Origin of the sequence: Pseudomonas brassicacearum (assembly GCF_009601685.2) — a bacterium.
Classification (GTDB): Bacteria; Pseudomonadota; Gammaproteobacteria; order Pseudomonadales; family Pseudomonadaceae; genus Aquipseudomonas; species Aquipseudomonas kilonensis_B.
The window spans coordinates 3119217-3131635 of record NZ_CP045701.2 but is presented as its reverse complement, the minus strand read 5'-3'; the positions used below and the strand labels follow the sequence as shown (position 1 = coordinate 3131635).

At 62.2% G+C, this 12419-nt stretch carries 11 protein-coding genes; 10 read left to right on the top strand and 1 reads right to left on the bottom strand.

The features are described 5' to 3' along the window. Positions 1–35: 35 nt before the first annotated feature. Positions 36–917 (bottom strand): LysR family transcriptional regulator, encoded by an 882-nt coding sequence (locus GFU70_RS13650; protein ID WP_058542377.1) that lies wholly within the window; start codon positions 915–917, stop codon positions 36–38. 152 nt (positions 918–1069) lie between these two features. Here GFU70_RS13650 and GFU70_RS13645 point away from each other — a divergent pair, with 152 nt between their 5' ends. The 10 genes from GFU70_RS13645 (at position 1070) to GFU70_RS13600 (ending at position 12401) form a co-directional block, all read left to right on the top strand. Next, positions 1070–2278 (top strand): MFS transporter, encoded by a 1209-nt coding sequence (locus GFU70_RS13645; RefSeq protein ID WP_116642263.1) that lies wholly within the window; start codon positions 1070–1072, stop codon positions 2276–2278. Between the two features lie 136 nt (positions 2279–2414). Continuing rightward, complete coding sequence (locus tag GFU70_RS13640) at positions 2415–3434, top strand: LacI family DNA-binding transcriptional regulator (RefSeq protein ID WP_058542375.1); 1020 nt, start codon at positions 2415–2417, stop codon at positions 3432–3434. After that, positions 3418–4422 (top strand): ABC transporter substrate-binding protein, encoded by a 1005-nt coding sequence (locus GFU70_RS13635; protein WP_153388218.1) that lies wholly within the window; start codon positions 3418–3420, stop codon positions 4420–4422. Before GFU70_RS13640 ends, GFU70_RS13635 begins: the two co-directional genes overlap by 17 nt. Before the next feature lie 15 nt (positions 4423–4437). Continuing rightward, positions 4438–5292 (top strand): ABC transporter permease, encoded by an 855-nt coding sequence (locus tag GFU70_RS13630; RefSeq protein ID WP_116643768.1) that lies wholly within the window; start codon positions 4438–4440, stop codon positions 5290–5292. Further along, the gene (locus GFU70_RS13625; RefSeq protein WP_053179792.1) at positions 5289–6083 is read left to right on the top strand and encodes an ABC transporter permease; all 795 of its coding nucleotides are present in this window, start codon (positions 5289–5291) and stop codon (positions 6081–6083) included. The genes GFU70_RS13630 and GFU70_RS13625 overlap by 4 nt, the downstream gene beginning before the upstream one ends. Beyond that, entirely contained in the window at positions 6080–7111 is a 1032-nt protein-coding gene (locus GFU70_RS13620; RefSeq protein WP_153388217.1) for an ABC transporter ATP-binding protein, read from the top strand. The genes GFU70_RS13625 and GFU70_RS13620 overlap by 4 nt, the downstream gene beginning before the upstream one ends. A gap of 25 nt (positions 7112–7136) precedes the next feature. Beyond that, positions 7137–7967 (top strand): phosphodiesterase, encoded by an 831-nt coding sequence (locus GFU70_RS13615; protein WP_058544135.1) that lies wholly within the window; start codon positions 7137–7139, stop codon positions 7965–7967. Between the two features lie 177 nt (positions 7968–8144). Continuing rightward, the gene (locus GFU70_RS13610) at positions 8145–9464 is read left to right on the top strand and encodes an OprD family porin (RefSeq protein WP_058544153.1); all 1320 of its coding nucleotides are present in this window, start codon (positions 8145–8147) and stop codon (positions 9462–9464) included. A 213-nt stretch (positions 9465–9677) separates the two neighbouring features. Beyond that, complete coding sequence (locus GFU70_RS13605; protein ID WP_058544136.1) at positions 9678–10151, top strand: (2Fe-2S)-binding protein; 474 nt, start codon at positions 9678–9680, stop codon at positions 10149–10151. Between the two features lie 12 nt (positions 10152–10163). Continuing rightward, positions 10164–12401, top strand: a complete 2238-nt coding sequence (locus GFU70_RS13600; protein WP_153388216.1) for a xanthine dehydrogenase family protein molybdopterin-binding subunit — start codon at positions 10164–10166, stop codon at positions 12399–12401. Positions 12402–12419 lie beyond the last annotated feature (18 nt).

The window sequence follows — 12419 nt, the reverse complement described above, 5'->3', positions numbered from 1 at the left end:
GGCTCCCTCAGGGGTTGGAACGTATCGCCGATGAGTCACTTGAACAATTCACTGCTCATGAAATCAATGAACACCCGCAGCTTCGGCGCAAGGTGCTTGCTTGAAGGCCAGAGCATGCGGAAAGTGCTCTGATGCCGATTGAACGCGTCGAGGACGGTGACCAGCTCGCCAGCGGCGATGGCAGTGCGCACGGTGAAATCCGGCACACAGGCAATCCCCAGCGCGTCATGCACCACGTGCAGCAACGCCTCGGTGGTGTTGCAGACCAGGGTCGCCGGCAGGTTGAGATCCGGCTCCCCATCGCCGTTTACCGGCCAGACTTGCATCCTGCCAGTGCTGGGAAACTTGTATAGCAGGCAGGCATGGCGCAGCAGGTCCGCCGGCACCTGCGGCGTGCCGTGTTCGGCGAAGTACCGGGGCGAACCGACCACGACGAGCTTGAACGTGCCCAATGGACGGGACATCAGCCGGGAGTCGTTCGGTTCTCCAGTGCGAATGACCGCATCAAAACCTTCCTCGATGATGTCCACCAATCTGTCGGAGAAATCCAGGTCCAGTTCGATACTGGGGTAGCGGCGCATGAAGGCGATCAGCGTCGGCATGACCAGATCTGCAACCAGGGGCAAACTCACGCGCAGTTTGCCCCGCGGCGCTTTGCGGGTTTCCGACAGTTCCAGTTCGGCCGCTTCGACTTCGCAGAGAATGCGCCGGCAACGCTCGAGGAAAAGCGTCCCTTCGGCCGTCAACGTGATACTGCGCGTGCTGCGGTGAAACAACCGCACCCCCAGCCGTTCCTCGAGCCGGGCCACACTTTTGCCCACCGCCGAAGACGAAATGCCAAGCGCCCTGCCCGCCTCTGAAAAGCTGCGGGTTTCGGCCGCGCGAACAAAAAAATCAATCCCGCTCAGTGACTCCACGCAAGGCTCCTATTGCGGACATTTTTTCCGATGTGTTGCGCACTCTAGCATTCTTGTCTCGTCTTGGAGCGGCACTTACCGTAGTCGGCACTTATCAATCTGCGACTGACACCGCTATCCGGCGGGCCAGAAGCGTTCCAAGCAGGTGACACATGACGATTGCCAATACCCATATCAACGCCGATGCCGAGGTCGTTCAAGACACTGCACCGCTGCCCATCGGATCACTGTTTGCCCTCGCACTGGCGGCGTTCGTGACCATTCTCACCGAAGCCTTGCCCGCCGGCCTTCTCTCACAGATCAGCGAAGGGCTGGCGATCTCCGAAGCCCTCGCCGGCCAGTTGGTCACGGTCTACGCGATAGGTTCCTTGCTGGCGGCCATTCCCTTGACGGCCGCGACCCAAGGCATGCGGCGCCGGTCGCTCTTGCTGCTGGCCATTGCCGGTTTTGCCGTTGCCAATACGGTCACGACGCTTTCGTCCCATTACGGCTTGACGATCGTTGCACGCTTGCTGGGGGGCGTATCGGCCGGGCTGCTCTGGGCGTTGTTGGCCGGTTATGCCGCCCGCATGGTGCCCGAGAGCCAGAAAGGTCGGGCGATTGCGATTGCCATGGTTGGCGCACCCTTGGCGCTATCCCTGGGCGTACCGGCCGGCACCTTGCTCGGTAACTTGATCGGTTGGCGGATGAGCTTCGCCATCATGAGCTTGTTCGCCGTCGCCCTGATGGTCTGGGTACGACTCAAGGTGCCTGACTTTCCTGGGCAAACCACCGGCAAACGCCTTGCCTTGGGCCAGGTCTTCACCCTGCCGGGCGTTCGCTCGGTGTTGTTCGTGGTGTTGGCCTTTGTCCTGGCGCACAACATCCTTTTTACCTATATCGCGCCGTTCCTGATGGCGGCGGGCCTGGGCGAGCGGACCGACCTGGTTCTGCTGGTCTTCGGGGTCGCATCGCTGCTGGGCATCTGGGTTGTCGGCGTGCTGATCGATCGCCATCTACGGGCATTGACCCTTGCCAGCACGGCGCTGTTCGCAATCTCGGCACTGACGCTAGGTGCCATGAGCGACAGTCCCGCCGCGACCTACATCGCGGTGGCGGCCTGGGGAATCGCTTTTGGAGGAGCCGGGACGTTGTTCCAGACGGCAATCGCCAAGACGGCCGCAGAGGCAGCGGATCTCGCCCAGTCGATGTTGGTCACGGCCTGGAACGTCGCCATCGCCGGCGGCGGGATCGTGGGGGGCGTCCTGCTCGATCACCTGGGTGTCGTTGCGTTCGCGCCTGTGCTGGTCGCTCTGTTGCTGCTGACGTTGGCGGTGGTGTGGTCCGCCAGGCAGTACGGTTTTACCGCGGGCATGCGCTGAGTATGCGTATGCACCCTGGATACCCCTCAACGATAGACATCAGCAACTGACATCAAATCGTCATCACTGCGTCGCCAAAACGCCATAAGCCCTGAGTAATGTCCTCGCCAATGAGATCGATCTCAAGCGAGTGACAATGACTGATTTGAAAGAAGTGGCACGTTTGGCAGGGGTTTCGCGGGCCACCGCGGCCCGCACCTTTGCCTCCCCTGAAGTGGTGCGTCCGGCCACCCGCGAGCAGGTGTTCGCCGCGGCGCGCCAGCTGGGTTTTCGGCCCAATCGTCTTGGCCGCCAACTGCGCCTGCAGGTAACCAAGCTGATCGGCGTGGTGGTCCCTAACCTGCTCAATCCAGTGTTCGCCGAACAATTCCAGGCCATGGAACACGCGGCGCGTTTGCGCGGCTATAACCTGCTCCTGGCCACGACCGACTACAGCAGCGAGCGCGAAAGCGTGGTGGTGGAGGAGTTGTTGCGCCAGCGCGTCGATGGCCTGGTGCTCACCGTGACCGACGCCGAAAGCAACCGTGTGCTGCAAAGCCTGGACAACGAGGACACACCTTTCGTGCTGGCCTATCACCAGCCGGGTAATCCGCACTACAGCGCCGTGTCGGTGGACAACCGCGCCGGCATGGCCCTTGCCACGCGTTATCTGCTGGAGGCCGGGCATCGGCGCATTGGCATGGTTGCCGGCCCTGCCCTGCAATCGGACCGTGCTCGCCTGCGTTACGCCGGTTATTGCGACGCCATGCGTGAGGCCGGTCTCGACTGCCTGCCGGTGATTGAAATGCCGGCCCACACCCAAGCCGACTTCACCGCCATCGCGCCATTGCTGCAAGGCCCGCAAGCCCTCAGTGCGCTGGTTTGTTCCAACGACCTGTTGGCAATCAGCCTGATTGCACAACTACGTCGCAACGGCTGGCACGTCCCCCAGCAACTTTCGGTCATTGGCTTTGACGGCATCGCCCTCGGCACCCAGATGCACCCGACGCTGTGCAGCGTCGTTCAGCCCATCGAGGCCCTGGCCTGCACCGTGATCGACCAACTGCTGGCGCAGATCGCCGGCGCCCCACCGGTTTCCCATTGCCTGCCCTGCCATATCCGACCGGGCGAAAGTACTCAACCCTACGAGGAGACACTTGATGATCCGCTTCAGTAAAACCCTGGCGACGTTGCTGCTGTGCGGCGTGGCCAGCCTGGCCCAGGCTGCCGAAACGGCGATCTGCTACAACTGCCCACCGGAATGGGCCGACTGGGGCACGCAGCTCAAGGCCATTGCCGATACCACGGGTGTGCAGGTCCCGCTGGACAACAAGAACTCCGGGCAGGCCTTGGCACAACTGGTGGCCGAGCAGGCCGCGCCAGTGGCGGATGTGGTGTATTACGGCGTGACCTTCGGTTTGCAGGCGCAAAAAGCCGGGGTGGTCGGCACCTATAAACCCAAGGGCTGGGAGCAGATCCCGGCCGGTTTGAAGGACCCGCAAGGACACTGGTTTGCCATTCACTCCGGCACCTTGGGCATCATGGTCAACGTCGATGCGCTGGGTGGCCTGCCCGTGCCGCAAAGCTGGGGCGATCTGCTCAAGCCTGAGTACAAAGGCATGGTCGGCTACCTCGATCCGTCCAGCGCGTTCGTCGGCTACGTTTCTGCGGTAGCGATCAACCAGGCCATGGGCGGCAGCCTCGATGACTTCACGCCCGCAATCGATTACTTCCAGAAACTGGCGAAAAACTCGCCCATCGTGCCCAAGCAGACCGCTTATGCACGGGTGTTGTCCGGGGAGTTGCCGATCCTGGTGGATTACGATTTCAACGCCTACCGGGCACGCTACAAAGACAAGGCCAACGTGGCTTTCGTGATTCCCAAGGAAGGCAGCATCAGCGTGCCTTACGTGATGAGCATCGTCGACAACGCGCCCCATCGAGCCAACGCCGAGAAGGTCCTGGATTTCGTCCTGTCCGATCAGGGCCAGGCGCTCTGGGCCAAGGCGTACCTGCGGCCGGTGCGGGCGATGAAGATGCCTGCCGACATCGCCGCGCAGTTCCTGCCGGACAGCGATTACGCCCGGGCCGGCGTGGTCAACTACGAGCAGATGGCAGCGGCGCAGGAAGCCTTTTCCGCGCGTTATCTCAAAGAGGTCAAGTAAGTGACCGCCTCGGTAATAAACGCCCGGGGAGTCTCGTCGGGCCAGGCCACGGTACCGCGCTTGCGGCTGACCGCGGCCTGGGCCCTGGCACCTGCGGCAGCGGTGCTGTTCGCATTCTGGCTGTTGCCGCTGGCGCACCTGGTCGTGCTGGGCGGGGAAAGTCGTGACGGCGGCGAAAGCGGTTATTGGCAGGTACTGGGCAGTGCGCAATACCTGGGCAGCCTGGTACAGACTTGCCTGCTGGCCCTGGCGACCACCCTCGCGGCGCTGTTGGTGGGTGGCATCAGTGGGGTTTTCCTCAGTCGCCAGCGCTTCTTCGGCCGTTCGCTGTTGGTCGCCTTGTTGACCTTCCCGTTGGCGTTCCCCGGTGTGGTCGTCGGGTTCCTGGTGATTCTGCTGGCTGGGCGCCAAGGTTTGTTCGCCAACCTTGGCCTCGAACTGGCAGGTGAGCGCTGGATCTTCGCCTATTCGTTGATGGGGTTGTGCGTCGGTTATCTGTACTTCTCCATCCCGCGGGTGATCCTCACGGTGATGGCCGCCTGCGAAAGCCTGGATCGCAGCCTGGAAGAAGCCGCGCACTCACTGGGCGCCGGCCACTGGCGAGTGATCTGCGATGTCATCGTCCCCGGCCTGGCGCCGGCGCTGGTCTCCTGCGGAGCGATCTGCTTTGCCACCTCCATGGGCGCGTTCGGTACGGCCTTCACCCTGGGCACCCGCCTGAACGTGACCCCGGTGGCGATCTACAACGTGTTCACCAACTACGCCAATTTCACCGTAGCCGCTGCGCTGTCGGTGGTGCTGGGGGTGCTGACCTGGGCGGTGTTGCTATTGGCCAGGCGCCTGGCGAAAAACTCGAGGACAGTCTTGTGAAGCGTTCAACGCTGTTCATCGGGCAACTGCTGTTCACCCTGCTGGTCTGCGCGTTCATGTTGGTGCCGGTGTTGATGTCGCTGCTGGCCGGGCTGACACGCAATTATTTCCAGGGTGTGTCCAGCGGACTGACGTTCGATTGGCTGGTGCAAGTCTGGCAGGCCTATTCGCCGACGGTCTGGCTCTCCCTGCAACTGGCCGTGGCCTGCGCACTGTGCGTCTGCGTGGTGGGTGTTCCGGCGGCTTACGCGCTGGTACGGATGAACAACCGCTTCAGCCGCGCGTTCGAGGAGTTGATGGTGCTGCCGGTGGCGATGCCCGGCCTGGCCAGCGCCCTGGCGTTGCTGCTCACCTATGGGCAGTTCGGCGGATTTCGCAGCAGTTGGCTGTTCATCCTCGTCGGTCATGTGCTGTTTACCCTGCCGTTCCTGGTGCGGCCGGTGATGGCCGTGATGCAACGCCAGCACTTGCCCGTCCTGGAAGAAGCCGCGGCCAGCCTTGGTGCCGGGCCGCTGCGACGATTCTTCAGTGTGGTGGTACCCAACTGCCGGGCGGGGATTCTCGCCGGGGTGCTCATGGTTGTCACGCTGTCGCTGGGCGAGTTCAACCTGACCTGGATGCTCCACACGCCGATGACCAAGACATTGCCGGTAGGCCTGGCGGACAGCTATGCCTCGGCCAGGCTGGAAGTCGCCAGCGCCTACACCCTCATATTCCTGCTGATGATCGTGCCGCTGCTGATTGCGTTGCAGGCCATCAGCGCGCGCCTTTCCCGTGGAGAAAAACGATGACCGGAACCACCATTCGCCTGGCGGGTTGCCGCAAGGCGTTCTCGGACGGCACCGTTGCCGTGCATGACCTGGATTTGACCATAGAGGCCGGCGAAACCCTGGCGATCCTCGGCCCGTCCGGTTGCGGTAAAACCACCACCTTGCGGCTGATCGCCGGGCTCGAGCGCCCGGATGTGGGGCAAGTATTTTTCGGCGACACTGACGTCACCCGGCTGCCCATCGAACGGCGCGACGTGGGCATGGTGTTTCAGAACTATGCGTTGTTTCCCAACCTGGATGTGGCCGGCAACATCGTCTATGGCTTGAAGATTCGCGGCATGGCGCCTGCCGAACGGAACAAGCGCTGCTCGGAGCTGCTGGAACTGGTGGGCCTTCAGGATCATGGCAAGCGCAGCATCCACGAGTTGTCCGGCGGCCAGCGCCAACGGGTCGCCCTCGCCCGCGCCCTGGCGCCCAACCCCCGGGTATTGCTGCTCGATGAACCCTTGGCGGCATTGGACGCGCAGTTGCGTGAACGCTTGCGCAGCGAGTTGGACCAGTTGCTACGCCAGTTGGGCATTACCGCTGTGTTCGTCACCCACGATCAGGGTGAAGCCATGGCCCTGGGCGATCGGATCCTGGTCATGGAGCGCGGCCGCGTCGCGCAATTGGCCGGCCCACGGGAAATCTATCAGCAACCGGCCAACGCTTTCGTCGCCAGTTTTGTCGGCAACCTCAACGCTTTCGCGGTGCTCGAGCACACCTCAATGAGCTTGAAAGTCCACGGCGGAGAGTTGCCATGGCGCGGTGCCGGGCTGCCCGCCACCGTCTATTGCCGGCCCGAGCATTTGCGGGTGATGGACAACGAGGGGCATCTGCGCGGGCGCCTGGTGGGCCAGTTTTTCCAGGGCGCTCAAAGCCGCCTGTTGGTGGACGTCGGCGCCGCCCAACCCTTGCTGGTGGACAGCACCGACAGCGTCATACACACCCCCGGTGCGCTGATCGCCTTGGCCGTCGAGCCGCAGGTGCTGTTCACCCTGTCATCGTGACATTCGTGTTTTCAGAGGGCTTATTTTGAATCATCCGTTTCTCATTGCGCAGATCAGTGACCTGCATCTCAAGGCCGGGGAAAAACTGACCTATGGCGTCGTCGACACCCTCGCCGCGTTGCGTCAAGCCGTTGATCATTTGAATACCCGGGTACCGCGTCCCGACATCGTGGTGATCAGTGGCGACCTGGTGGACTTCGGTCGCCCTGATGAATATGCCGTGCTGCACCCCGAACTGGCGCGCCTGCACATGCCTTGCTACCTGGTGCCGGGTAACCATGACAACCGCGAACATTTGCGCTCAGCATTTGCCGATCATGACTATTTGCCAAGCTTGCCCGGAGCCCCGTTGGATTGGGTGGTTGACGACTATCCGCTGCGCCTGATCGGCCTGGACAGCACCATTGCCGGCGGCCATGGCGGCCGGTTGCTGGACAGCCAGTTGAGCTGGCTCGATGAACAGCTGGCGGCTCGCCCCGATGCACCAACGCTGTTGATCCTGCACCACCCGCCGTTTATCAGCGGCATCGGCCACATGGACCGCGAGCCGTTCATCAACGCCTCGGCGCTGGAGCAGGTCATCGCCCGTCATCCGCAGGTGGAGCGCTTGCTGTGCGGGCATTTGCATCGGCCGATGCAGCGACGTTTTGGCGGCAGCCTGAGCTGCGTGTGTCCCGGCACCTCCCATCAAATTGTCCTGGATCTACAGCCAACCGCGCCCGCGCATTTCAACCTGGAACCACCCGGCTACCTGCTGCACCACTGGCATGGACAGGGGTTGGTGACCCATAACGGCGTGTTTGGCGAGTATCCCGGACCGTACCCCTTTTATGACGCTCATGGATTGATCGACTGATAACCCAGGGACTTTCACTGATGGCATTCTTTGGAGACTTATCCCTACCCCACTCTATGCATTGAAGATTTTCTAACGAGTTATTCAACGCGTCGGCCAATCAGGTGATTGGCCGAGCGCCTCCTGCTGCGTTTCCAACATGCCCGGAACAGTGATTCCGCGGTGGAGTTCGTCCTGATGAAAGCATTAATTCAAGTACTGAGTGTTTTAACTGGCGGTGTGAGTCTGGTCCTGAGTCCATTGGCGTCTGCTGATTTTATCAGCGACAGCAAAGCCAACTTGAACTTGCGCAACTTCTACTTCAACAACGATAACCGTGACGGCGCCGCTGCACCTTCGAAGACCGAAGAATGGGGCCAGGCCTTCATGCTCAATTATCAATCCGGGTTTACCGACGGCACCGTGGGGTTTGGCCTGGATGCGATCGGGTTGCTGGGCCTGAAGCTCGACAGCGGCGCGGGTCGTCACGTTGGCGGCTCGATGTTTCCCAACGATGGCGACAAGGCGGCGGACCAATGGGCGCGTCTCGGTGCAACAGCGAAGATGCGTGTTTCCAAGACCGAGCTGCGGTACGGCACCTTGCAGCCGAAACTGCCGATTCTGGTTTCCAACGATGGCCGCCTGCTGCCACAAACCTTCGAGGGTGGCCAAGTCACCAGCAATGAAATCGATAACCTGACCTTCACTGCCGGACAACTGGAGCACGCCACCGGCCGAGCTTCGAGCGACAGCGCCGGCCTGGCCGTGGCGGGCGGCAGCCAGGAGAGCAATAAATTCACCTTTGCCGGTGGCGATTACAAACTGACCAAGGACCTGACGGCCCAGTATTACTACGCCAATCTGGAAGATTACTACCAGCAGCACTTCGCCGGTTTGCTGCATGTTTTGCCACTGGGTGAATACGGCTCGCTGAAAACCGACCTGCGTTACTTCAAGACCACGTCCGATGGCAAGAACAGCAGCGCAGCCGGTCGCGCCAGCGGTTACAAACTCGGCGGCTATACCAAGGACGGCAGCGGTGAAATCGACAACGATACCTGGAGTGCAGCGTTCATTTATTCGTTGGGCGGCCATGCCATTACCGCCGGTTATCAAAGCGTGTCCGAAGACAGCAACTTTACACAACTCAACCAGGGCGGCCTGGTGGGCAAAGGCGAAGGCGGCGCGAGTCTTTATCTCTACACCGACCGCACCATCCAGACATTCATCCAGGCCGGCGAGCGCACGGCATTCGCCCAGTATGCCTATGACTTCGCAGGGCTTGGCGTTCCGGGCTTGAAGGCGTCGGTGATGTACCTCAAGGGCGACAACATCCAGACCGCCAGCGGCCAGGATGCCAGTGAATGGGAGCGTGATATTTCCCTGGACTATGTGGTCCAGAGCGGCGCGTTGAAGAACGTCGGTTTCGGCTGGCGCAACGCCATGTCGCGAAGCGATATTGCCCGCGACCAGGATCAGAATCGCCTGATCGTGAGCTATAGCATTCCGTTGATGTAAGCGGTCAGTATTGTTCGGGGCCAGGGAGTCGAACCTACACGTGACACTCTCCTGGCTCTTTGTTGTCTGTTGGGATATCCCCTGTGCTTTGGCCACACTCAGCACCTATTCGATTCGCACGATCAGGCAATTATCCGCCCGGATCGTGCAATCGCCTCCTGGCATTGCTTCCTATAGTTGACCAGAGCCAAACCATCCGGAGCTGGTACCCCTATGAGCGCCCTCAATATCAATGGCCGTGAATACACGGTGGACGTAGACCCAAGCACCCCGATTCTTTGGACCCTGCGCGACACGCTGGGCATGACCGGCACCAAGTTCGGCTGCGGCGTGGCGTTGTGCGGCGCCTGCACCGTGCACCTGGATGGCCAGGCCATTCGTTCCTGCGTGACGCCCATTGCCGCCGCCGAAGGCAAGAAGATCACCACCATCGAAGCGGCAACCAACGGCAGCGACCCGGTCGGCGCCGCCGTGCACGAGGCGTGGGTCAAGCACGACGTGGCGCAATGTGGCTACTGCCAGAGCGGCCAGATCATGAGCGCGACTGCGTTTCTCAAGGCCCAGCCCAAGGGCAAGCAGCCCACAGCTGCCGAGATCGACTCGGCCATGGCCGGCAATATCTGCCGCTGTGGCACCTACGCCCGTATCCGCGCTGCGGTGGCAGATGCCGCCAAAGCCCTTGCCTGATCGGAGCAGACCATGTTGAACGAGATTTTCCCGAACGAGCACCCTCGCGCCTTGCAGCACCTGCTTGAACGCGACGAGGCTGACGGCCCCGCTACGCTGGCGCGCCGCAGCTTTCTCAAGATCGTCGGCATCGGCGGGCTGGCCTTGGGGGCGTTTCCACACCTGGCCCTGGCGCAAGAGGCCAATGGTGCTGCCGCGCCGCTCAAACCGACCCAGCAACCCTCGGCATTCGTGCAGATCGCGCCCAGCGGCGAGGTCACGGTAACCATCAACCGCCTGGAGTTCGGCCAGGGTGTACAGACCAGCCTGCCGATGATTTTGGCCGAAGAGCTCGATGCCGACTGGAGCCTGGTACGCAGTCGCAACGGCAACAGTGACGCCGCCTATCTGGATCCGGCCTTCGGCATCCACCTCACGGGTGGCTCCAACTCGATCAAGAACAGCTATACCCAGTACCGCGAACTCGGCGCCCGTGCCCGCGCCATGTTGCTGAGTGCCGCCGCCGCGCGCTGGAACGTGGACGTGGCGAGCCTGAGCACCCAGGCTGGCATGGTCCTCGGCCCGGGAGGCCGCAAAGCGAGCTACGGCGAGTTGGCCGAAGCCGCGATGGCGATGCCGGTGCCCGAGCAGATCACGCTCAAGGATCCCAAGGATTTCCGCATCATCGGCCAGGCCACGACACGCATCGACGCCAATGCCAAGAGCAGCGGCCAGCAGGATTTTGGCATCGACATGCATCTACCGGGGCAACTCACCGCTGTCGTCGCCCGACCTCCGGTGTTCGGCGCCAGGATCGCGTCCCTGGATGACAGCGCGGCACGCTCCACGAAAGGTGTAAAAGCCGTGTTGCGCGTACCACTGGACGGCGGTGCCGAAGGTGTTGCGGTGGTCGCCGACAGTTACTGGCAGGCAAAGGTGGCACGCGATGCGCTGAAGGTGGAGTGGAATGCGAACGCTGTAGAAAAAGTGGACAGCGAGAAACAATTGGCTCAATACCGGGAACTGGCCAGCCAGCCCGGCCCGCTGCACTTTGATGCTGACATGACGCCGCTTGCCACCGCGCCGCATCAACTGGACGCCGAGTTCGTGTTTCCCTATCTCGCCCATGCCCCGATGGAACCCCTCAATTGCACTGTGCAACTTGCCCAGGATAGCGCTCAACTGTGGGTCGGTACGCAGTTCCCCGGCGGGGATGGTGCCGCGGCCGCCAAGGTGCTGGACCTCAAGCCAGAGCAGATCCAGGTGAACGTGCAGACCGCCGGCGGTGGGTTTGGCCGGCGCGGCGTGCCCACCAACGATTTCGTCGTACTGGCTTGCGAGGTGGCCAAGGCCGCGCGCACCGCCGGGGTCAACGCCCCTATCCGCACCCTGTGGAGCCGGGAGGACGACATCAAGGGCGGTTACTACCGCCCCATGCACCTGCACCGCGCGCGGATCGGTTTTGACGACGATGGCAAGGTTCTCGCGTGGGACCACGCCCTGGTTGGCCAATCGATCCTCTCCGGCACCGTATTTGGTGGGCGGGTGAAAAATGGCATCGACCCCACTGCCACGGAAGGCCTGCGCAATCCGTATCCGCTGCCCATGCGGCTAACGGTTCATCACCCCAAACTCAACGTTCCCGTGCTGTGGTGGCGCAGCGTGGGCTCTACCCATACGGCGTTTGTGATGGAAACGCTGATCGACGAGATCGCCCGCACGACCCAGCAGGATCCAGTCGCCTACCGGATGAAGCTGTTTGGTGACCAGAACCCGCGCCACCGCGAGGCGCTGCAATTGGCCGTGGACAAGAGCGAGTATGGCAAGCGCCAGTTGCCGGCGGGCCGTGCCTGGGGCGTGGCGGTCCACGAGTCGTTCAGCTCGGTGGTGGCCTACGTCGTCGAAGCTTCAGTGCAAGACGGTCGACCGGTGCTGCACAACGTGACGGCCGGCGTGCACTGCAACCTGGTGGTCAACCCACGCAGTGTCGAGGCCCAGGTCCAAGGCGCGGCGCTGATGGGCTTGTCGATGTGCCTGCCCGGTGGCGCCATCACCCTGAAAGATGGCGTGGTGCAGCAAAGCAATTTCGCTGACTTCAGCGTGCCGCGCATCACCGACATGCCGACATTTGCCGTCCACATCGTGCCCAGCGCCGAGCCTCCTACGGGGATGGGTGAACCCGGCCTGCCGGCGCTGGCCCCCGCTTTTGCCAACGCGGTGGCGAGCCTGACGGGCAAACCGTTGCGTGAGTTGCCGTTCAAGTTGGCGTGACGGGACGCGAACATTGGC

Coding starts and splice junctions, on each gene's coding strand:
- GFU70_RS13645 (WP_116642263.1), top strand. CDS start 1,070: ATGACGATTGCCAATACCCATATCAACGCCGATGCCGAGGTCGTTCAA.
- GFU70_RS13640 (WP_058542375.1), top strand. CDS start 2,415: ATGACTGATTTGAAAGAAGTGGCACGTTTGGCAGGGGTTTCGCGGGCC.
- GFU70_RS13635 (WP_153388218.1), top strand. CDS start 3,418: ATGATCCGCTTCAGTAAAACCCTGGCGACGTTGCTGCTGTGCGGCGTG.
- GFU70_RS13620 (WP_153388217.1), top strand. CDS start 6,080: ATGACCGGAACCACCATTCGCCTGGCGGGTTGCCGCAAGGCGTTCTCG.
- GFU70_RS13610 (WP_058544153.1), top strand. CDS start 8,145: ATGAAAGCATTAATTCAAGTACTGAGTGTTTTAACTGGCGGTGTGAGT.
- GFU70_RS13605 (WP_058544136.1), top strand. CDS start 9,678: ATGAGCGCCCTCAATATCAATGGCCGTGAATACACGGTGGACGTAGAC.
- GFU70_RS13600 (WP_153388216.1), top strand. CDS start 10,164: ATGTTGAACGAGATTTTCCCGAACGAGCACCCTCGCGCCTTGCAGCAC.